Genomic DNA, 20,413 nt, shown 5'->3' with positions numbered 1-20,413 from the left:
GCCGTTCTTCTCTGGAACCGATATAATCACAAGGGCGGGCAGGGGAAGAGACTGCCGGCGGCCGGCAATGCATGGCTGACCTCGCCGCGCATGGGCGCTATGGTCTGTTCAAGGACGATTCAAGCGGCCCGGATGCGGGCCCGATGCCGGAAGAGGCCGCCATGGCGACGATCACATCCATCTGTGTCTATTGCGGCTCGGGCAACGGTCACGCGGACATCCACGTGAACGCCGCCAGGGAATTCGGCGCGGCGATGGCCAAGGCTGGCATCCGGCTCGTCTATGGCGGCGGCGGCATCGGCCTGATGGGCGCGCTCGCCTCGGCGGTCATCGACGGCGGCGGCAAGGTCACCGGCATCATCCCGGATTTCCTCAAGCGTAAGGAAATGTCGCTCGACGGCGTCATGGACCTCGTCATCGTGCCCGACATGCACACCCGAAAGATGCGCATGTTCACCGAGGCCGACGCATTCGTGGCGCTGCCGGGCGGCATCGGCACGCTGGAGGAACTGGTCGAACAGCTCACCTGGGCGCAGCTCGGCCGCCACGCCAAGCCCGTCGCCATCGCCAATGTCGGCGGCTTCTGGGACCCGCTGCGCGTCCTGCTCGACCACATGAAGGACGAGGGCTTCATCCGCCCCGGCCTTCAGGTGAAATATTCGGTCATCGACGAGGTTCGCGACATCATCCCGACGCTGCAGGCGCAGGTCGCCAGCCTGCCGCAGCGGGCGCTGTCGGCCGAGCACGACCCGATCGTGACGGAGAAAATGTGAGGCGTTGAGTGTTGTACCAAATTTTGGTATAGCTTGACCATGTCAAGGAATACGTCCGTCAGCCTCGGCGAGAATTTCACGCGCTTCATCGACGAACAGGTGGCCGATGGCCGCTATGGCTCGGCCAGCGATGTCGTCCGCGCCGGACTTCGCCTGCTTCAGGAGCGGGAGGCGCGGCTTGAGGCCTTGCGCACGGCCGTCGATGAGGGCGACCGCAGCGGACCCGCGACGCCCTTTGACGTGGAAGCGTTCATCGCCCGCAAGGCGGACCGGCGCGCGGAACCCTGATGCGGCTGGCGCTGAAGCCACGAGCCGAGCGCGACCTCGACGACATCTTCAGCTATTCGGAAGAGGCTTGGGGTTTCGATCAGGCCGTCGCCTATATTCGCGGACTGCATGCCGTGATGCAGCGAATCTGCCGGTTTCCGCGGATGGGCCGACCGGCCGACGAGATCAGAGCGGGAATACGGATTTCTTCCGCAGGATCACACCTGATCCTCTACCGCATTGGCGAGGAACAGGTCGATGTCATCCGCATCCTGCACAAGCGCATGGACATCGACCAGCATCTCTGACAGGCCTCACACCCCGGCGCCGTCCTTCACCAGCTTGTAGGTGATCGAGTCCGTCAGCGCCTGGAAGCTTGCATCGACCACGTTCGCCGACACGCCGACCGTGGTCCATGTGTCGCCCTGGCCGTCCTTGCTCTCGATCAGCACGCGCGTCACCGCGCCCGTGCCGCCATTGAGGATGCGGACGCGGAAATCGACCAGTTCCAGGTCGTCGATGAAGCGCTGGTACCGACCGAGATCCTTGCGCAGGGCCGCGTCCAGCGCATTGACCGGGCCGTTGCCCTCGGCCACCGAGATCAGTTCCTCGTCGCCGACCTTCACCTTCACCGTTGCTTCCGAGAAGGTGACAAGATCGCCCATCGCATTGTAGCGGCGCTCGACGCTGACCTTGAACCGCTCGACCGCGAAGAAGGCGGGCACCTCGCCCATGACGCGCTTGGCGAGCAGGAAGAACGAGGCGTCCGCGCCCTCATAGGCGTAGCCGAGGCTCTCGCGCTCCTTGACCTCGTCGAGGATGCGGATGACGCGCGGGTCGTCCTTGGCGACGGTGAGGCCGACGCGCTCCAGTTCGGCGAGCACGTTGGACTTGCCGGCCTGTTCGGAGACCAGGACGTGGCGGCGGTTGCCTACCGTCTCCGGCGGCACGTGCTCGTAGGTTTCGGGCTCCTTCAGCACGGCCGAGGCATGGATGCCCGCCTTGGTGGCGAAGGCGGATGCGCCGACGTAGGGAGCATGGCGGTTCGGCGAGCGGTTGAGCAGTTCGTCGAGCTTGCGCGAGGCTTTCGTCAGGTGGGTAAGCTTGTCCGCGCTCACGCCGATCCTGAACCTGTCGGCATAGCCGGGCTTCAGCAGCAGCGTCGGGATCAGCGAGGTCAGGTTGGCGTTGCCGCAGCGCTCGCCGAGGCCGTTGAGCGTGCCCTGGATCTGGCGCGCACCCGCGCGCACGGCGGCGAGGGAGTTCGCCACCGCCTGTTCGGTGTCGTTATGGGCGTGGATGCCGAGATGGGCGCCGGGGACAACGGCGGTGACCTGCCGGACGATGGCCTCGACCTCCTCCGGCAACGTGCCGCCATTGGTGTCGCAGAGCACGACCCAGCGCGCGCCCGCCTCGTAGGCCGCCTTCGCGCAGGTCAGCGCATAGTCGGGATTGGCCTTGAAGCCGTCGAAGAAGTGCTCGCAATCGAGCAGCACCTCGAACCCGCGCGCTTTTGCGGTCGAAACCGAGTCGCGGATGCTGTCGAGGTTCTCCTCCAGCGTCGCGCCGAGCGCGACATGGACGTGATAGTCCCAGGCCTTGGCGACGAAGCAGATCGCATCGGCCTTGGCCTCCAGGAGCGCCGCGACGCCGGGGTCGTTGGCCGCCGAGCGCCCGGCGCGCTTGGTCATGCCGAAGGCCGTGAAACGGGCGTTCAGCTCGCGCTTTTCCGCGAAAAGGGCGGTGTCGGTGGGGTTCGCGCCGGGATAGCCGCCCTCGACATAGTCGAGGCCGAGATCGTCCAGCAGCGCGGCGATCTTGCGCTTGTCGTCGAGCGAGAAGTCGACACCGGTCGTCTGCGCGCCGTCGCGCAGCGTCGTGTCGAACAGGTAGAGGCGCTCGGGTTCGGTTGTGGTCTCAAGGGTCATGGCGTGCGGTCGGCCGGCGGCCAGACCTCCGTGTCGTGATCGGGATGCTGGCGGGAGATGACTTGTGCGAGGAAGGCGGCAGACTCGGCGCTCGTGGCCAGGTCGCGGACGGGCAGCGCCGGCAGGTCGGCAACGAAGGCCAGACGGCTTTCAAGCCCGATCTGCACGATCGGCGGGAAGGCAGCCGGATCGTCCAGCGAACCGAGAGACACGTCGATGACGTCGTCATATTCGTAGGTCAGCGGCGTGCCGCAATCGGCGCAGAAGCCGCGCCGCGCCATGTTCGAACTTGCGAAACGCTTCGGCTCGCCGCGGGTCCAGACGAGTCCCTGCGCGACGCTGAAAGGGGCGAAATAGCCGCCGCTCGCCTTCTGGCACATGCGGCAATGACAGATCGAGGCCTTGTCCAGCGTATCGCAGGCATAGCGTACCGCGCCGCACTGGCAGCCGCCGGTGATGCGGGTCACCGCATCACCTCCCACGTGGTCACGATCTCGCCGGTCGCCGGGTCCTTGCCGTCCATCAGCTGGATGCCCATGGCCACCAGTTCGTCGCGGATGCGGTCGGATTCCGCGAAGTTCCTGGCCTTGCGGGCGGCGAGGCGGGCGGCGACGAGAATTGCGATGGCATCTCTTCGTTCATCACTTAGTGACGGTGTTTCGAATGGAAGAAACCGCAGTCCTAAAAGAGCGGTTGACGCCAAGAAGGATCGCCCGACTGCACGTTCTCCTCTCAAAGCGAAGGCGTTTGAGAGTTCATGTAATCTAGCGATTGCAAGATGCGTGTTTAGATCATCCTGGAGTGACCGGATTATTTTGTCATCGACGTCGTTCTCTAGGCCGATCTCAATTTCTGATCCGAATGCATTGAGAATGTCGTGCCGCCGGTTCGTCCAGTCGATCAACGTAGCTTCGCTGTCTTCGAGGCGTCGGACTGTCCAGTCGATGGGCTGACGATAGTGCGTTTGCAGCATTGCGAGGCGCAGAACAGCGCCATCCCAAAACTGCCCGCCGAATTTCGTCGTGCTCAGGAGATCATCGATCGTCACGAAATTCCCGAGGCTCTTGGACATCTTCTCGCCCTCGACCTGCAGGAAGCCGTTATGCATCCAGACATTGGCCATGACCTGATGACCGAAGGCGCAGGTCGTCTGCGCCACCTCGTTTTCGTGGTGGGGAAAGACGAGATCGATGCCGCCGCCATGGATGTCGAAGACCTCGCCGAGATGCTTCCAGCTCATGGCCGAGCACTCGATATGCCAGCCCGGTCGCCCCGGCTGGGCTATGCCGCACGGGCTCGGCCAGCCGGGCTCATGCGCCTCGGTGCTCGGCTTCCAGAGCACGAAGTCCATTTCCGAGCGCTTGTAGGGCGCGACGTCGACGCGCGCGCCGGCGATCATGTCGTCCAGCGGCCGCTGCGACAGGCGGCCGTAAGCCGGCATGTCCGGCACCGAGAACAGCACGTGGTCCTCGGCGACATAGGCGTGGCCGCTAGCGACCAGTTTCTCGCAGAGCGCTTTCATCTCCTCGATATGGTCGGTGGCGCGCGGCTCGACGGTCGGCCTGAGCGCGCCGAGGGCGTCGATGGCCGCGTGGAAGCGCGCCGTCGTGCCTTCCGTCAGCTCGCGGATCGTGACGCCGCGCTCGTGGGCGCGCTTGTTGATCTTGTCGTCGAGGTCCGTGATGTTGCGGGCATAGGTGACGTGATCGGCGCCGTATTCGTGCCGCAGCAGCCGGTAGAGCAGGTCGAAGACGATGACCGGCCGCGCATTGCCGATATGGGCGTCGTCATAGACGGTGGGGCCGCAGACATACATGCGGACGTTGTCAGGATCGATCGGACGGAACTCGTCCTTCGACCGCGTCAGCGTGTTGTAGAGCCTGATCGCCATAACCGTCTCCGCAAAGCATCGCGCGCCGCTGGCCGGGTGCGTGATCTTTTGCGCTTGTCAGTTTGGCAAAGAACGGCGACCGGCCAGCGAAACGCTTAGCCGCAAATAATCCCGATGAGGATCGAAAAACCGTTCATGGGCGAGAGATAGCGCAGAAGCCGGCCCGCGCGTCAAGCATCACCCTTCGATCGAACAGGAGACGCGACCGGTCACGCGGCGGGTGCGGAACTCGCCGTTCACCGTCTCGCCGATGCTCAACACATAGCGACCGCGCCAGGTTTCTGCCTCGGCGTTGCCACGCGCCTCGACGGTCAGGTCGATGGTGCCATGCGGCTCACCCTCGCGTTCGAAATGGACGTGCATCTTCAGATCGCGTGCGTCGAACCAGCTCTGGGTCAGGTGGTCCTTGATGAGCGTCACCTTCCGGAAGTCGGCGGCGACATTGGCGCCACGCAACTCCAGCTCTCCCGCGAACTGGTAGAAGGAGCCGCCCGTCGAGCGGCCGATGGGACTGCCGATGGTGAACTTCGCCGAGCGGTCGTCCGCGTCGCAGGAGATGCCGCCCGTCGCCTGGGCGGGGACCGCCAACAGACAGGCCATGGCGGCGAGGGCAAGGATGCTGCGTGACATGGGCGTCTCCGGCGGGGCGTTGACCAGAGATATGCTACGGGCGTCTTTCAGCGCGTCGCCGCCCCGATGTCATCCATGGAAACGCAGGAAATGCACGGGGCTGCTCGTTAGGAGATGAATTCGCCGCACCGCTGGATGTCGCCCTGCTGGCCCCAGGGCATGATCGGCACGGTGGAGGTCGAGTTCTGTGGCGATCCGTCGATCAGCTTGTCCGAATAGATCATATAGACCAGCACGTTGCGGCGGGCGTCGCAGCCACGGACGATCTGCACGCGCTTGAAGAAGAACGAGCGGCCCTCGCGGAACACGACATCGCCCTGGCTCGCGCGGTTGCGGAAGCGGATCGGGCCGATCTGCCGGCAGGCCAGCGAGACATCCGACAATTGCTCGGCGAAGCCGAAGGTCCCGGCCCAGCCGCCCTTTTCCGGCACTGTGAAGTGGCAGGCGACGCCCTCCACGTCCGGGTCGTCGATGCCATAGGTGGCCAGCTTGTCGTTGGGCGAAAGAAGCCGGAACACGGTGGAGCGCCGGAAGATCAGGTCCGGCGACTGCGCGAACGAGGGCAGGGCGGGCAGGGCAACGGCTGCGGCGAGGGCAAGGGCAAGAATGCGGCGCATGGGGCGGCTCCGGATTGGGCGTCGGCTGCAATCCTACCGCCATCGCTTGGCAATGGGGTGTCGTTCTTTGGGGAGGCGTCGGGGAACGGTCGCATGCGCCGGTTGTCCTCCGTGTGAAGCCATAAGGAGATCGCCATGGAAACGACCGAACTGCATCGAGGCCGCCTGATCGACCATATCCAGCTGGTGGTCAGGGATCTTGCCGCCAGCCGCCGCTTCTACGACGCGATCTTCAAGGCGCTGGACGTGCCGCTTGGCGGCGAGGCGGAGGACTATTTCTGGGTTGACGAGCTGTTCATCTCGACCGCCGACAGCAAGGCGGCGCACGGGCGCCTGACCGGCCGGCATCATCTGGCCTTCCAGGCGAAGGACCGCGCCATGGTCGATGCCTTCCACAAGGCGGGCCTTGCGGCGGGCGCCGGGGACAATGGCGCGCCGGGGCTCCGTCCGTATCATCCCGGTTACTACGCGGCCTTCCTGATCGACCCGGACGGCAACAATATCGAGGCGGTCTATCACGGCGAGCACCGGCGCAGCGCGCCGTCGGTGAAGGTTACGTTCTAGCTCGAAGGGTATGGGCGGCCGCGCCAACGGGACGGTCTTGCGGTGGATAGGCGGTGAGGCCGCCCCGTTCCCCGCTTGTTCCCTCGCGCCCGCCCGCCTATTCAGGCGGGATGACCCTTTTCCCGATTCGCGAGGCCTGACCCATGGGCGAGCGCGTGACACCGCCCGGCGGCGACGGCACGGATGGCATCGAGAGCATCAACCTGCGGGAGGCGCTGGAAGAGCGCTATCTCGCCTATGCCCTGTCCACCATCATGGGGCGGGCGCTGCCCGACGCCCGCGACGGCCTGAAGCCCGTCCACCGGCGCATCCTGCACGCCATGCGGCTTTTGAAGCTCGATCCGGGCACCGCCTTCAAGAAGTGCGCCCGCATCGTCGGCGACGTCATCGGCAAGTTCCACCCGCACGGCGACCAGTCCGTCTACGACGCGCTGGTGCGCCTCGCGCAGGACTTCTCCCAGCGCTACCCGCTGGTCGACGGACAGGGCAATTTCGGCAATATCGACGGCGATAACGCCGCCGCCTACCGCTACACCGAAGCGCGCATGACCGAGGTCGCGCGCCTGCTGCTCGACGGCATCGACGAGGACTCCGTCGATTTCCGCAAGACCTACAACGAGGAGGACGAGGAGCCGGTCGTCCTGCCCGGTGCCTTCCCGAATCTGCTCGCCAACGGCTCCCAGGGCATCGCGGTCGGCATGGCGACCTCGATACCCCCGCACAACGCCGCCGAGATCTGCGACGCGGCGCTCCACATCATCGCCCATCCCGACTGCACCACGCGCGACCTCGTCGCCCACGTGCCGGGCCCGGATTTTCCGACCGGCGGCATCATCATCGAGGGCCGGGCCTCCATCGAGGAGGCCTACGAGACCGGCCGCGGCGCCTTCCGCACCCGCGCGCGCTGGCATTCCGAGGATACCGGCCGCGGCACCTATCTCGTCGTCGTCACCGAGATCCCCTACGGCGTCAGCAAGGGCCGGCTGATCGAGAAGATCGCCGAGCTGATCACCGACAAGAAGCTGCCGCTCGTCAACGACATGCGCGACGAGAGCGCCGAGGACATCCGCCTCATCTTCGAGCCGAAGTCGCGCAACGTCGATGCCGGCATCCTCATGGAAAGCCTGTTCAAGCTGACCGAACTGGAAAGCCGCATTCCCCTCAACATGAACGTGCTCATGAAGGGGAAGGTGCCGAAGGTCGTCGGCCTGAAGGAGGTGCTGCGCGAATGGCTCGACCATCGCCGCGAGGTGCTGATCCGTCGCTCGCAGCACCGTCTCGCCGCCATCGACAAGCGCCTCGAAGTGCTGGCCGGCCTGATCATCGCCTATCTCAACATCGACGAGGTCATTCACATCATCCGTACCGCCGATGAGCCGAAGAAGGCGCTCGTCGCGCGGTTCGACCTGACCGAGGTGCAGGTCGAGGCCATCCTCAACATGCGCCTGCGCTCCCTCGCCAAGCTCGAGGAGATCGAGCTTCGGAAGGAGCATGACGAACTGACCAGGGAGAAGGCCGGCATCGAGAAGCTGCTCGGCTCCGAGGCGCTGCAGTGGAAGACGGTCTCCTGGGAGATCGGCAATGTGAAGAAGCAGTTCTCCAAGGAGACGCCGCTCGGCAAGCGCCGCACCACCTTCGCGGAAGCGACCGAGGTGGATGTCGAGGCCTTCGCCGAGGCGCTGGTGGAGCGCGAGCCGATTACGGTAGTCGTCTCCGAGAAGGGCTGGATCCGCGCCCTCAAGGGCCATGTGCAGGATCTTTCCAGCCTGACCTTCAAAACCGATGACCGGCTGAAGATCGCCTTCTTCGCCGAGACCACCTCGAAGCTTCTGGTCTTCGCCACCAACGGCAAGGTCTTCACGCTGGAGGGCTCCAAATTGCCCGGTGGTCGCGGCGCGGGCGAGCCCGTTCGCCTGATGATCGATCTCGAACAGGAGCACGACATCGTCGACGTCACCCCGTTCAGGGGCGGGCGCAAGGCGCTGGTCGCCTCCAAGGACGGGCGCGGCTTCGTCGTGGCGGAAGACGACCTCGTCGCCAATACCCGCAAGGGCAAGGGCGTGATGGGCGTCGATGCGCCGGACGAACTGGCCGTCGTCCGCTTCGTCGAGGGCGATCATGCCGCCGTCGTCGGCGAGAACCGCAAGCTGGTGGTCTTCCCGCTGAGCCAGGTGCCGGAAATGGCGCGCGGCAAGGGCGTGAGGCTGCAGAAATACAAGGGCGGCGGGCTGTCCGACGCCAAGACCTTCAATCTGGCGGACGGCCTCACCTGGAAGGATTCATCCGACCGCACCTGGACAGTGGCGCAGGCCGACCTCGCGGAATGGCTGGGCAACCGCGCCGATGCCGGCCGTCTGCCGCCGAAGGGCTTCCCGAAGAACAACAAGTTCGGTTGAATGCAGGTCGATGCGGCCGCAAGCGCCGCACGACCAGCGGGGACGACCGGATGACATTTCTCAGGACGATGATGGCCGCCACGGCCACGATTGCGCTCGGCTGCGTGCCCGCGCTGGCGCAGAGCGCCGCCGGCCCGACGCTCCAGCGCGTCAAGGAGCGCGGCCACATCATGTGCGGCGCGAGCCAGGGCGTCCCCGGCTTCTCGCAGCCGGACAATGCCGGCGTCTGGCGCGGCTTCGACACCGATTTCTGCCGGGCGCTGGCCGCCGCCATCTTCGACGACCCGGACAAGGCCCGCTATTCGCCGCTCGCCTCCAAGGACCGGCTGATCGCGCTTCAGGGCGGCAATATTGACGTGCTGTCGCGCACGACCACCTGGTCGATCAGCCGCGAGCTGAACCAGGGCCTAGCCTTCACGGCGATCAATTACTACGACGGCCAGGGCTTCCTCGTCCGCAAGGCGGCCAATCTGAAGTCGGTGCGCGACCTGAGCGGCGCCACCATCTGCGTGTCGCAGGGCACGACAAACGAGCTGAATCTCGCCGACTATTTCCGCACCCATGGCCTGACCTATCAGGTCGTCACCTTCGGCAGCCTCGACGAGGTGGCCAAGGCCTATGACAACGGCCGGTGCGATGCCTACACGACCGACATGTCGCAGCTCGCCACCAACCGGTTGCTGCTGAAGAACCCGGACGAGCACATGGTGCTGCCGGAGATCATCTCCAAGGAGCCGCTGGGGCCGTGGGTGCGCAAGGGCGACGCGCAATGGTTCGACATCGTTCGATGGACCCTGTTCGCGCTGATCGCGGCGGAGGAACTGGGCGTCACGCAGGCCAATGTCATGGAGATGACGCGCAGCCAGAACCCCGAGATCAAGCGCCTGCTCGGTGTCGATGCCGCCTTCGGCGAACAGCTCGGCCTGACCAGGGACTGGGTGGTGCGGATCGTCCGCCACGTCGGCAATTACGGCGAGAGCTTCGACCGCAATCTCGGCGCGGGCAGCCGTATCGGCCTGCCGCGCGGCGCGAACCAGCTCTGGACGCGCGGCGGGCTGCAATATTCGCCGCCGTTCAGGTGAGGCGGCGGCTCAGCTCTCCACCCTGAACCACCCTTCCGGCATCAAGCGCTCCTGCGGCAGGAACCGCGCCTTGTAGTCCATCTTCGGCGACCCCTCGACCCAGTAGCCGAGATAGACGTAGGGCAGCCCCATGGTCTTGGCGCGCGCGATATGGTCGAGAATGACCAGCGTGCCGAGCGACCGGGCGGCCTGGTCCGGCTCGAAGAACGAATAGACCAGCGACAGGCCGTCGCCGAGAATGTCGGTCAGCACGGCGGCAACGAGGTCGCCCTTGCTGCGGCCGGTGATCGCCGTGTCGATGTCGCGCTTGCGATATTCCACGACGCGCGTCTTCACGTGGCTGTCCTCGACCATCATGGCGTAGTCGAGCACGGTCATGTCGGCCATGCCGCCGGCGCGATGCCGCGAATCGAGATAGGCGCGGAAGGTGGAATATTGCTCGGACGTGGGCACGGCCGGGCGCATCTCGCCAACGAGATCGGCATTCTTCAGCATCACCCGCCGGAACGAGCGGTTGGGGCGGAAATCGGCCACCGGCACGCGGACGGAGATGCAGGCGCGGCAGGTCTCGCAGGCCGGCCGATAAGCGATCGACTGCGACCGGCGGAAGCCGCCCTGCGTCAGGATGTCGTTCAGTTGCGGCGCGCGCTGGCCGACCAGATGCGTGAACACCTTCCGCTCGAACTGGCCGGCCAGATAGGGGCACGGCGTCGGCGCGGTCAGGTAGAACTGGGGCGTGTCGCGCGGTTGCTGGGTCAAGGCGCCTTGAGGTGCTGGGAACGTCGGGCGGGCCGGCCGAAGCAGTCCCGCATTCCTTCAACGATAGTCATGGATTGCGCCGCAGCAAGAGCCGGCAGCGCCGGGTCAACGGCATGTGAATCCCGCCGGCCGGGGAGTCGAACGGATGATGAGCGGTTCGCACGTCCCCGATATTCGCCTTTCCAGCGAAAGGAGCGCGTCATGATCGAGATCGCAGTCGCCCTGATGACAACGCTGTCCGGGATCGCCGCCGCGCCGCCGCCGTCCGCCCCCGTCGAGATGCAGGCTCGCCAGCAGGGCGGGGCGATGACGCCCCAGCGCGCGCGGCGGGAGTGCTGGCAGAGCCTGGGCTTTGCGCCCAACACGCCACGCAACCAATATCCGTCGCGCCTGCTGCCGCAGGTCGAATCCTGCATCGCGCAGAAGATGCGCCGCTGATCACATCACGTCGGCGTCGCCGGCCTCGATCCGCGTCGCCGGCAATCCCTCCGCTTCCAGCGCCGCGAAGATCTCGCGCAGGTGTTCGCGGTCGCGCGTCTCGATGGTGATGTCGAGTTTCGTGCCCTTGGCCGGCGTGTCGAGGAACATGCGCCGGTGCTCCACTTCCAGAATGTTGGCGCCCATCCGCCCGAGCAGCGTCGCGACGAGGCCGAGCACGCCCGGCCGGTCCGGGATCGTCAGCCGGAACGACACGATGCGATCGTCCCGCTCCAGTTCGCGCATCATGATTGAGGCGAGGATGCGCGGATCGATATTGCCGCCGCACAGGATCAGCCCGACCTTCCGGCCGCGGAACCGTTCCGGCTCGGCGATGAGCGCTGCGAGGCCCGCCGCGCCGGCGCCTTCGGCGATGGTCTTCTGGCGGGTGAGATAGAGGTTCACGGCGCGTTCGAGCTCGCTTTCGCCGACCAGAACGATGTCGCGGACATGCTCCCGCACCACCGGCAGCGTGCTCCGGCCGACGATCTTCACCGCGATGCCCTCGGCAAGAGTCGGTCCTCCGACCGGGCGCGTGCCGCCATGGATGGCGTTCCACATCGAGGGATAGAGCGCGGCCTCGACGCCGACGATCTCGACATCCGGGCGCAGCGTCTTCGCGGCCACCGCATTGCCGCCAATCAGGCCGCCGCCGCCGATCGGGATCACGATCATGTCGAGGTCCGGCACGTCCTCCAGCATCTCGCAGGCGATGGTGCCCTGTCCCGCCATCACGTGCGGGTCGTCGTAGGGGTGGACCCAGGTCAGGCCCTCGGCCGACTGGATCGCTTCGGCCCGCGCCTGCGCGTCCGACAGCGTCTCGCCATCGAGCACGACGCGCGCGCCGTGCGAGCGGGTGGCGGCGACCTTCACGAAGGGTGTCGTCTCCGGCATCACGATGGTCGCGGGCACGCCGAGCCGGCTCGCGTGGAGCGCGACGGCCTGCGCGTGGTTGCCGGCCGACATGGCGATGACGCCGCGCGCCTTCTCGGGCTCGCTGAGCGAGACCAGCTTCACCAGCGCGCCACGCTCCTTGAACGAGTTGGTGACCTGCATGTTCTCGTATTTGACGAAGACCTCGGCCCCGGTGATGGCGGAGAGCGGCGGGGCCGGCAGCATCGGCGTCCGCATAACCTGTCCGGCAATGGTCTTACGCGCGGCCTCGATGGCCGCCATGGTCACGTTCACGTGCTTCTTCCTTCTCTTGCGAACAGGCCGGCGGGGCGCATGACGATCAGCACCACGAGCACGGCGAAGACAACGGTATCCCGCCATCCGATCGGGCCATAGCCCGACCAGAGCGTTTCCACAAAACCCAGCGCGAGTCCGCCGGCGAGCGCGCCGCCGACCGAGCCGATACCGCCCGCCAGCGCCCCGATCAGCGCCTTCAGCGCGAAGACGGTGCCAAGGGCGAAATGGGTCGAGCCGAAATGGACGGCATGGGCCGCGCCCGCGAGGCCCGCCAGCGCGCCGGACAGCGCGGCGGTGGTCGCGATCATCCGGCCGGGATCGACGCCGAACAGCCGCGCCGCGCCGGGATCGTCGGCGAAGGCCCGCCAGCGTCGGCCGAACCCGCTGAGGCGCATGGCCGCGAGCAGCGTTCCCGCCGCGAGGGCGAGCACCATGGCGGTGCCGATCTGGTTGAGTGTCACCGTCGCGACGAAGTCGCCGGAACGCGCGAGCGGAATGGGGGTGGAGGCGAGCGGCGGCGACCAGCGCGGGGCGGAGCCGTGGATCAGCCGCAGCGCTTCGGACAGCGCCACCGCGAGGCCGACGGTCGCGATCAGCGCCGACTGTCCGGCCATCGCGCCGCGCCCTGTCGGAGCGCCAATCGCCCCCGCGATCATCCGGTTCAGCGCGGCGGCCGCGATCATTCCGGCTCCAAGGCCCGTGGCCAGCGCCGGCAGGGGTCCGAGCGTCGTGGCAAGCCCCGCGGCAAGGCCCAGCGTCGCATAGGCGCCCGCGACCGCGATCTCGCCGAACGCGAGGTTGATGCGGCCGACCAGTCCATAGATCAGCGCATAGGCTGCGGCGAGCAGGCCATAGAGCGTCGCGGGCACCAGCGCGTTGGTCGCCTGCTGGAGCGCATAGGCGAGCGCGAAGGGCACGTCCCGCGCGGGTCGGCCGGCGCTGACGCTGCGCAATGCCTCGGCGAGCACGGCGGCGTCGCCGAGCCACCAGCGGCGGATGATCTGGAGCTTCAGGTCGGAGACCGGGCCGCGATCGGTCTCCAGCGTCGCGAGGTCGAGCCGCCCGGCATCCGCGCCGCCGCCGGCAAACCCGCAGATCGCGTAATGGGTGCCGCGCGGACGGCCCGGCTCGTCCGCCAGATAGTCGATCCGCAGGGCATTCGCCCGGCCCGCGACGAGCGCATGGCGCGTTTCGCGGATGGCCGCGTGCTCGGCATGGAGAGCCGGCAGCAGCGCGCGACACAGGCGCAGATGGTCGGGGTCGACGAAGCTGGCGCAGCCGGCGAGGCCGAGCAGCGCTAGACACAGAAGGAGGGCGGGACGGATACGGCGCAACGCCGCGACCGTCTTCATGCCGCGGCGGCGAGCATCCCGGCGACGCGCGGCGCGAAATAGGTGAGGATGCCGTCGCAGCCGGCGCGCTTGAAGGCGGTCAGGCTCTCGATCATCGCCCGCTCGCCGTCGATGGCGCCGGCACGGGCGGCCATCTCGATCATCGCGTATTCACCGGACACCTGATAGGCGAAGGTGGGCACGCCGAACGTGTCCTTCACGCGCTGGCAGATGTCGAGATAGGGCAGGCCCGGCTTCACCATCACCATGTCGGCGCCCTCGGCGATGTCGATCTCGACCTCGCGCAGCGCCTCGTCGGAATTGGCCGGGTCCATCTGATAGGTGCGCTTGTCGCCGATCAGCGTCTGCTTGGTGCCGATGGCGTCGCGGAACGGGCCGTAGAAGGCCGAGGCGTATTTCGCGGCATAGCTCATGATCTGCACGTCGCCGAAGCCTGCGCCGTCGAGCGCCGTGCGGATCGCGCCGATCCTGCCGTCCATCATGTCGGAGGGCGCGATGCAGTCCGCGCCGGCTTCCGCCAGCGCCAGCGCCTGCCGGCAGAGGATCGCCACCGTCTCGTCGTTGAGGATGCGGCCGTCCTCGGTCAGCACGCCGTCATGGCCGTGCGACGTATAGGGATCGAGTGCGGCATCGGTGATCACGCCGATCTCGGGCACCGCCTTCTTGATGGCGCTCACCGCGCGGCACATCAGATTGCGGTGGTTCTCCGCCTCCGAGCCGACGGGATCGCGCAGCGCCGGATCGACATAGGGGAAGGGCGCGAGCGCGGGAATGCCGAGGCGCGCGGCCCTTTCGGCCTCGCGCACGGCCTCTTCGACCGAAAGGCGGTCGACACCCGGCATGGTCGCGACCGGCCGGCGCGGCTCGGCGCCGTCGATCAGGAAGAGCGGCCAGATCAGGTCGTTGGTGGTCAGGACGTTCTCGCGCACCAGCCGGCGCGACCAGTCGGCCTTGCGGTTGCGGCGCAGGCGCGTTGCGAGGTCGAGCTTCGGCGTCGCCGCATTCTTGGCGGAGGATGACGTTTCGCGCAGCGCTCGGATGGTCATGGTCGTCGTCCCGGCGGCGCGTATCGCCGCTTGTCGACCCCATGCCCTATCACTCTGGCGCCGTTCGGAACAGTCCCGGCCGCGCTTGTGGGCGATACGTATTCGGCGAGGGATGCTCGATTGTATGATTTTGTGTCTTATGCCCCGCATGGCCGAAAGCGGGCGGCGAACAGCCGGCGGCCAACGGGAGCATGACCATGGAGACCCTCCTTCCGATCCTGATCCAGCTGCTCGGCGGCGCGATCGGCGGTAATGCTGCCGGCAAGGCTTCGCCCAGCCTCGATCAGGGCACGCTGATCAATTCCATTGCCGGCCTGCTCGGCGGCGGCATCGGCGGTCAGATCGTCGCCTCGATCCTCCCGCAACTCATGGCCGGTGGCGGCCTGTCGGTCGGCGGCATCCTCACCAGCCTCGTCTCCGGCGGCGCGGGCGGCGGCGTGCTGCTTGCCATTCTCGGCATCGTCCGGAACATGATGGCGAGCCGATAGGACTTGCCACGTTCGGCCTCCGCCGCCCGGCGGAATTGACCGCCCCGGCGCTGGCCACCTAAGCCTTGGGGGACCGGGATTCCCCACCGTTCCCCCAAGGCTTTTCCCAGATGGATTTCGCGCTCACCGAGGAACAGGACGCCTTCCGTCAGGTCGCTCGCGACTTTGCCGCGGCGGAGATGGCGCCCCATGCGCGCGACTGGGATGCGGGCTCTGTCTTTCCCGAGGAGACGCTGCGCGCCGCCGCCGCGCTTGGCTTCGGCGGCATCTATGTGCGCGACGACGTCGGCGGCTCGGGCCTCACCCGCCTCGATGCGGCGGTGATCTTCGAGGAACTGGCGCAGGGCTGCGTCTCGACCACGGCCTATATCTCCATCCACAACATGGCCGCCTGGATGATCGACGCCTACGGGCACGACGATCTGCGCAGGCGCTACGTGCCTGACCTCTGCGCCATGAAGACCTTCGCCAGCTACTGCCTCACCGAGGCCGGCGCGGGGTCGGACGCCGCCTCGCTGCGCACCCGCGCGGTGAAGGACGGCAATTCCTACGTGATCAACGGCGCCAAGGCTTTCATTTCCGGCGGCGGCCGCTCCGACATCTACGTCGTCATGGCCCGCACGGGCGGGGAGGGCGCCAGGGGCGTCTCCTGTTTCGTGGTCGAGAAGGATACGCCGGGCCTCTCCTTCGGCGCGCAGGAGAAGAAGCTCGGCTGGAAGAGCCAGCCGACCTCGGTGGTCGATTTCGACAATGTCCGCGTGCCCGCCGAGAACCTCGTCGGCGAGGAGGGCCAGGGCTTCAGGATCGCCATGGCCGGTCTCGACGGCGGCCGGCTCAACATCGCGGCCTGCTCGCTCGGCGGCGCGCAGTTCTGCCTCGACCGCACCATCGACTACATGAAGGACCGCAGGCAGTTCGGCTCGCCGCTGAAGGATTTCCAGGCGCTGCGCTTCCGCATCGCCGACTATGCGACCGAACTGGAGGCCGCGCGCCTCATGGTGCGCCGCGCCGCGGTTGCCGTCGGCGCCAGGGAGCCGAAGGCGACCACGCTCGCCGCCATGGCCAAGCGCTTCGCCACCGATGTCGGCTTCGAGGTGGTCAATGGCTGCCTCCAGCTTCACGGCGGCTATGGCTATCTCAACGACCACCCCATCGAGCGCGTGCTGCGCGACGTGCGCGTCCACCAGATTCTCGAGGGCACCAACGAAATCATGCGCGTGATCGTCTCGCGCGACGTGCTCGGCGCGTGATATCAGGCCGACATGAGCGACCAGACCATCCCGGATAGCGAAGTCCTGATCGAACGGCGCGGCTCGGCCGGGCTGATCATCCTCAACCGGCCGCAGGCGCTGAACGCCCTGACGCTGACCATGGTGCGCGGCATGCGCGCCGCGCTCGACGCCTGGGCGACCGATTCCGGCGTGACCCGCGTGGTCGTGACCGGCGCCGGCGGCAAGGCCTTCTGCGCCGGCGGCGATATCCGTGTGCTGCATGATCTCGGCAAGGCCGGCTGCCAGGACGAGGCGCTGCGGTTCTGGCGCGAGGAATACGAACTCAACGTCCTGATCAAGCGCTACCCGAAGCCCTATGTCGCGCTGGTCGACGGCATCGTCATGGGCGGCGGCGTCGGCGTCTCGATCAACGGCAGCCACGTGGTGGCCGGCGAGCGCTTCACCTTCGCCATGCCGGAGGTCGGCATCGGCTTCTTCCCCGATGTCGGTGGCACCTATTTCCTGCCGCGCATTCCCGGCGAGATCGGCGCCTATTTCGCCCTGACCGGCGACCGGATGAAACAGGGCGACGCCCTCTCCACCGGTCTTGCGACCCATGCCATGGCTTCGGGGCGCTTCGCCGAGGTGCTGGAGGCCCTGACCGGACGCGAGAGCGTCGACCACACGCTGGAAGCCTTCGCCGACGTGTCGATGGTGCCGGCGACCGTCACCGGCCACCGGGCGAAGGTCGATGCCTGCTTCCGCTTCGGCTCGGTCGAGGACATCCTCGCGGCCCTCGACGCCAGCGCCGATCCCTGGTGCGCGGATGCCGCGAAGACCATCCGCACGAAATCGCCGACATCGCTGAAGATCGCGCTCGCGCAGGTGCGCGCGGGCAGGAGCCTCGATTTCGAGGACGCCATGCGCACCGAGTTCCGCATCGTCTCGCGCATCTGCCGTGGCCACGATTTCTACGAGGGCGTCCGTGCCGTGATCATCGACAAGGACAATGCCCCGCGCTGGAGCCCGGCAACCCTCGCCGCGGTGACGCCGGACGCCGTCGCGGCCCATTTCGCGCCCTTGCCGGACGGGGAACTGGTCGCGCCCGCGCCCGTGCGCGCATGAGCACCACTCGTCAGCGGGTCACGGGCGACGCCATCCTTGCCGAGGTCGGCGACGGCGGCATCGACTGGAGCCGCATCTTTCGCATTTTCATGCGCGCGCTGGCCGTGCTGACGATTGTGCGCGGCCTCGGCCAGTGGGCGGTGATCTGCGGCATGGTCGATGCCGACGGCCTCGGCTTCGAGCACTACTCGCCCGCGCTCCAGACCTCGACCGTGTTCTTCGCGGTGATCGAGCTCGTTGCCGGCGTCGGGCTCTGGCTCACCTCCGCCTGGGGCGGGGTCGTATGGGTGCTGGCTACCGGCGTCGCGCTCGGCATCGACGGCGCGGCGCTCTACGGTGTCCAGGGTTGGGTGCAGGTGGCGGCGCGGCCGCTGGCGGCGACCGCCGGCGACATCGCGCTGCTGGCCTTTTTCCTCGTCGTCACCGTCGCGGCCGCGCGCCAGGCTGACGAGGGGCTCGGCGACTGATCTCACGGGCCATGCGGCCCGCAATGACCCGCCGGCCGGAGCCGGCCACGAAACGGGAGGAACGACATGAGCACCATCGCCTTCATCGGGCTTGGCAATATGGGCGGGCCGATGGCCGCCAACCTCGTCAAGGCCGGCCACAGGGTCGTCGGCGTCGACGTCACGCAGGCTGCGATCGACCGCCACGTGGCGGCCGGGGGCGTCAAGGGTGCTTCCATAGCGGAGGCCGTCGCCGAGGCCGACGTGGTCGTCACCATGCTGCCCTCGGGGCGCGAGGTGAATGCGCTTTATCTCGCCGAGAGCGGCATCGTGCCGAAGGTGAAGCCCGGGGCGCTGCTGATCGATTCCTCGACGATCGACGTCGACACCGCCCGCGCGGTAGCGAAGGCGGCTGCGGCCAAGGGCCTCGCCATGCTCGACGCGCCGGTCTCCGGTGGCACGGGCGGTGCGACCGCCGGTACGCTCACCTTCATGTGCGGCGGCGAGGACGCGACCTTCGCCCGCGCCAAGCCCTATCTCGACGCCATGGGCAAGACGATCGTCCATGCCGGCGGACCCGGCAACGGACAGGCCGCCAAGATCTGCAACAACATGATCCTCGGCATCACCATGATCGCGACCTCGGAAGCCTTCGTGCTCGCCGAGAAGCTCGGCCTCGACGCGCAGAAGCTGTTCGACATCGCCTCGAAGTCGTCGGGACAGTCGTGGTCGCTGACCACCTACTGCCCGGTTCCCGGCCCGGTTCCGACCTCGCCGGCCAATCGCGACTATCAGCCCGGCTTCACCGCCGCCATGATGCTGAAGGACCTGAAGCTCGCGCAAGACGCGGCGCGCTCGGCCGGCGCGGTGACGCCGATGGGCGCGGAAGCGGCCTCCCTCTACGGCCTCTACGCGGCGCAGGGCGAGGCTGGGACCGATTTTTCCGGCATCGTGAATTTCCTCCGCGGAAGGTGACGGGAAATCGCTTCCCCAACGTCACTCGGGAGCGTGCTGAACGCTTTCTGAAAACGCGGAAGAGCATTGGAGAGAGCGGGCGTCGGCCGATGGTTGACGCCCGCTTTCGCGTTTTCAAACGCTTTGTAGATGCCGGGGCGCAAGTGCAGGAAACATCGGGATTCCGATCCTGAATCGAATCTTGCAGTTTTTCCGTCAGGTTTATGAAAAGACAACGAGAGTTTATCGAAAGAACAACGCAAGTTCTTGTTCACTCAGTAGTGGTTAAGCCGCCTTCATCGTGTTTGTTCGGCCACTCTTAAAATTCGAGGCCTTACGTTTGGGTCACAAGAGCGGTGAACAGGGCCGCTCAGCCGAGGGCAAAAAAAAAGCCCCGGCGCCCCGCAACGAGGACAAGAGGCGTCCCATGAGCACGATGAGCAAGCAGCGCGATATCGCGTCGCCCCCGATCTCCCCCGAGCGCCAGGAGCGCTTCGAGGCCATCAGCCCCACCTATATGGAGGCGCTGACCCTCATCGAGCGGCTTCACCGCCGCCTCCTGGACGTGATCAAGGACGAGTTCGACCGGCGCAACCGCTCCGACATCAACGCCGTCCAGGCGCTGCTGCTGTTCAACATCGGCGACCGCGAGCTGACCGCCGGCGAACTCCGGACCAAGGGCTACTATCTCGGCTCCAACGTCTCCTACAACCTGAAGAAGCTGGTCGAGATGGGTTATCTCTCCCATCAGCGCTCGCGCATTGATCGCCGCTCGGTCCGCATCAGCCTGACGCCGCAGGGCCACGAGATCGCGGAGATCGTGAAGGCGCTCTACGCCAAGCACGTCCGCACGGTGGAGCAGGTCGGCGGCATCTCGCTCGACGACTTCAAGGCGCTGAACAAGTCGCTGCTGCGGCTCGAGCGCTTCTGGACCGACCAGATCCTCTATCGCCTCTGAGCCTCGCGATGATGAGCTCGCTGCTTGCCAACTGGCCGGTCTGGATTGCCACCGCGGCCCTCGTGCTGGTGCTGGCGGAGAACATGCTCGGCGTGACGGGCTTCGGCCTGTTCGCCGCCGATGCAGCGGATGCCGACGGCGACTGAGCCTCCGGCCGCCGCGAAACTCGAAAACCTGATCACGCCCGGTGCGGTCCTCGCGCCGGGCTTTTTCGTGTCTTTCCCGCCTCATCATCCCAGCCAACCCGCAGAACACTGC

At 66.9% G+C, this 20,413-nt stretch carries 23 protein-coding genes; 14 read left to right on the top strand and 9 right to left on the bottom strand.

What is annotated here, in order from left to right; genetic code table 11:
• Positions 1-161: 161 nt before the first annotated feature.
• Genes JNK84_RS05480 through JNK84_RS05470 form a run of 3 tightly spaced genes read left to right on the top strand, consistent with a single transcriptional unit; the run spans position 162 to position 1,348 of the window.
• Complete coding sequence (locus JNK84_RS05480) at positions 162-773, top strand: TIGR00730 family Rossman fold protein (RefSeq protein ID WP_293423486.1); 612 nt, start codon at positions 162-164, stop codon at positions 771-773.
• Between the two features lie 39 nt (positions 774-812).
• Positions 813-1,061, top strand: a complete 249-nt coding sequence (locus JNK84_RS05475) for a type II toxin-antitoxin system ParD family antitoxin (RefSeq protein WP_293421366.1) — start codon at positions 813-815, stop codon at positions 1,059-1,061.
• Complete coding sequence (locus JNK84_RS05470; RefSeq protein ID WP_293421364.1) at positions 1,061-1,348, top strand: type II toxin-antitoxin system RelE/ParE family toxin; 288 nt, start codon at positions 1,061-1,063, stop codon at positions 1,346-1,348. The genes JNK84_RS05475 and JNK84_RS05470 overlap by 1 nt, the downstream gene beginning before the upstream one ends.
• Before the next feature lie 6 nt (positions 1,349-1,354).
• Here the strand turns inward: JNK84_RS05470 and cimA are convergent, their stop codons facing one another.
• From cimA to JNK84_RS05445, 5 genes are all read right to left on the bottom strand, one after another.
• Positions 1,355-2,968 carry a citramalate synthase gene (gene cimA, locus JNK84_RS05465; RefSeq protein WP_293421362.1) on the bottom strand — a complete coding sequence of 538 codons (1,614 nt, stop codon included), beginning with the start codon at positions 2,966-2,968 and terminating at the stop codon, positions 1,355-1,357.
• Positions 2,965-3,435, bottom strand: a complete 471-nt coding sequence (locus JNK84_RS05460; protein ID WP_293421360.1) for a GFA family protein — start codon at positions 3,433-3,435, stop codon at positions 2,965-2,967. Before JNK84_RS05460 ends, cimA begins: the two co-directional genes overlap by 4 nt.
• On the bottom strand, positions 3,432-4,859 hold the full coding sequence (gene cysS, locus JNK84_RS05455) for a cysteine--tRNA ligase (protein ID WP_293421358.1): 1,428 nt from the start codon (positions 4,857-4,859) through the stop codon (positions 3,432-3,434). The genes JNK84_RS05460 and cysS overlap by 4 nt, the downstream gene beginning before the upstream one ends.
• A gap of 177 nt (positions 4,860-5,036) precedes the next feature.
• Positions 5,037-5,489 (bottom strand): hypothetical protein, encoded by a 453-nt coding sequence (locus JNK84_RS05450; RefSeq protein ID WP_293421356.1) that lies wholly within the window; start codon positions 5,487-5,489, stop codon positions 5,037-5,039.
• A 107-nt stretch (positions 5,490-5,596) separates the two neighbouring features.
• Complete coding sequence (locus JNK84_RS05445) at positions 5,597-6,106, bottom strand: CreA family protein (RefSeq protein ID WP_293421354.1); 510 nt, start codon at positions 6,104-6,106, stop codon at positions 5,597-5,599.
• A gap of 135 nt (positions 6,107-6,241) precedes the next feature.
• Here JNK84_RS05445 and JNK84_RS05440 point away from each other — a divergent pair, with 135 nt between their 5' ends.
• The 3 genes from JNK84_RS05440 to JNK84_RS05430 all read left to right on the top strand — a co-directional run bounded on the left by JNK84_RS05440 (position 6,242) and on the right by JNK84_RS05430 (position 10,148).
• Complete coding sequence (locus tag JNK84_RS05440; RefSeq protein ID WP_293421352.1) at positions 6,242-6,670, top strand: VOC family protein; 429 nt, start codon at positions 6,242-6,244, stop codon at positions 6,668-6,670.
• A 143-nt stretch (positions 6,671-6,813) separates the two neighbouring features.
• A complete protein-coding gene (parC, locus tag JNK84_RS05435; protein WP_293421350.1) occupies positions 6,814-9,066 on the top strand; it encodes a DNA topoisomerase IV subunit A in 2,253 nt (750 codons plus the stop codon).
• Positions 9,067-9,134: 68 nt separating this feature from the next.
• Complete coding sequence (locus JNK84_RS05430; protein ID WP_293423484.1) at positions 9,135-10,148, top strand: amino acid ABC transporter substrate-binding protein; 1,014 nt, start codon at positions 9,135-9,137, stop codon at positions 10,146-10,148.
• Between the two features lie 9 nt (positions 10,149-10,157).
• Here the strand turns inward: JNK84_RS05430 and JNK84_RS05425 are convergent, their stop codons facing one another.
• A complete protein-coding gene (locus JNK84_RS05425) occupies positions 10,158-10,907 on the bottom strand; it encodes an arginyltransferase (RefSeq protein ID WP_293421348.1) in 750 nt (249 codons plus the stop codon).
• A gap of 201 nt (positions 10,908-11,108) precedes the next feature.
• Between JNK84_RS05425 and JNK84_RS05420 the strand changes: the two genes are divergently transcribed.
• Complete coding sequence (locus tag JNK84_RS05420; RefSeq protein ID WP_293421346.1) at positions 11,109-11,345, top strand: hypothetical protein; 237 nt, start codon at positions 11,109-11,111, stop codon at positions 11,343-11,345.
• On the opposite strand, the gene JNK84_RS05415 is transcribed toward JNK84_RS05420, so the two are convergent.
• Genes JNK84_RS05415 through hemB form a run of 3 tightly spaced genes read right to left on the bottom strand, consistent with a single transcriptional unit; the run spans position 11,346 to position 14,973 of the window.
• Positions 11,346-12,560, bottom strand: a complete 1,215-nt coding sequence (locus tag JNK84_RS05415; RefSeq protein ID WP_293423482.1) for a threonine ammonia-lyase — start codon at positions 12,558-12,560, stop codon at positions 11,346-11,348. It lies immediately after the preceding gene.
• An 8-nt stretch (positions 12,561-12,568) separates the two neighbouring features.
• Positions 12,569-13,927, bottom strand: a complete 1,359-nt coding sequence (locus tag JNK84_RS05410) for a branched-chain amino acid ABC transporter permease (RefSeq protein ID WP_293421344.1) — start codon at positions 13,925-13,927, stop codon at positions 12,569-12,571.
• Positions 13,924-14,973 (bottom strand): porphobilinogen synthase, encoded by a 1,050-nt coding sequence (hemB, locus tag JNK84_RS05405; RefSeq protein ID WP_293421342.1) that lies wholly within the window; start codon positions 14,971-14,973, stop codon positions 13,924-13,926. Before hemB ends, JNK84_RS05410 begins: the two co-directional genes overlap by 4 nt.
• A gap of 197 nt (positions 14,974-15,170) precedes the next feature.
• Here hemB and JNK84_RS05400 point away from each other — a divergent pair, with 197 nt between their 5' ends.
• The 7 genes from JNK84_RS05400 (at position 15,171) to JNK84_RS05370 (ending at position 20,301) form a co-directional block, all read left to right on the top strand.
• Entirely contained in the window at positions 15,171-15,461 is a 291-nt protein-coding gene (locus tag JNK84_RS05400) for a hypothetical protein (protein WP_293421340.1), read from the top strand.
• Between the two features lie 110 nt (positions 15,462-15,571).
• On the top strand, positions 15,572-16,711 hold the full coding sequence (locus JNK84_RS05395) for an acyl-CoA dehydrogenase family protein (RefSeq protein ID WP_293421338.1): 1,140 nt from the start codon (positions 15,572-15,574) through the stop codon (positions 16,709-16,711).
• 12 nt (positions 16,712-16,723) lie between these two features.
• Positions 16,724-17,797, top strand: a complete 1,074-nt coding sequence (locus JNK84_RS05390) for an enoyl-CoA hydratase/isomerase family protein (protein WP_293421336.1) — start codon at positions 16,724-16,726, stop codon at positions 17,795-17,797.
• On the top strand, positions 17,794-18,264 hold the full coding sequence (locus tag JNK84_RS05385) for a DUF6163 family protein (RefSeq protein ID WP_293421334.1): 471 nt from the start codon (positions 17,794-17,796) through the stop codon (positions 18,262-18,264). The genes JNK84_RS05390 and JNK84_RS05385 overlap by 4 nt, the downstream gene beginning before the upstream one ends.
• A 66-nt stretch (positions 18,265-18,330) precedes the next feature.
• Complete coding sequence (mmsB, locus tag JNK84_RS05380) at positions 18,331-19,218, top strand: 3-hydroxyisobutyrate dehydrogenase (protein WP_293421332.1); 888 nt, start codon at positions 18,331-18,333, stop codon at positions 19,216-19,218.
• 406 nt (positions 19,219-19,624) lie between these two features.
• Positions 19,625-20,155 carry a transcriptional regulator LdtR gene (ldtR, locus tag JNK84_RS05375; RefSeq protein WP_293421330.1) on the top strand — a complete coding sequence of 177 codons (531 nt, stop codon included), beginning with the start codon at positions 19,625-19,627 and terminating at the stop codon, positions 20,153-20,155.
• Between the two features lie 8 nt (positions 20,156-20,163).
• The gene (locus JNK84_RS05370) at positions 20,164-20,301 is read left to right on the top strand and encodes a hypothetical protein (protein WP_293421328.1); all 138 of its coding nucleotides are present in this window, start codon (positions 20,164-20,166) and stop codon (positions 20,299-20,301) included.
• Positions 20,302-20,413 lie beyond the last annotated feature (112 nt).

This window comes from Phreatobacter sp. (assembly GCF_016793595.1).
Taxonomy (GTDB): Bacteria; Pseudomonadota; Alphaproteobacteria; order Rhizobiales; family Phreatobacteraceae; genus Phreatobacter.
Note: the sequence above shows the minus strand (reverse complement) of the source record. Positions and strands in the feature narration are given on the sequence as shown.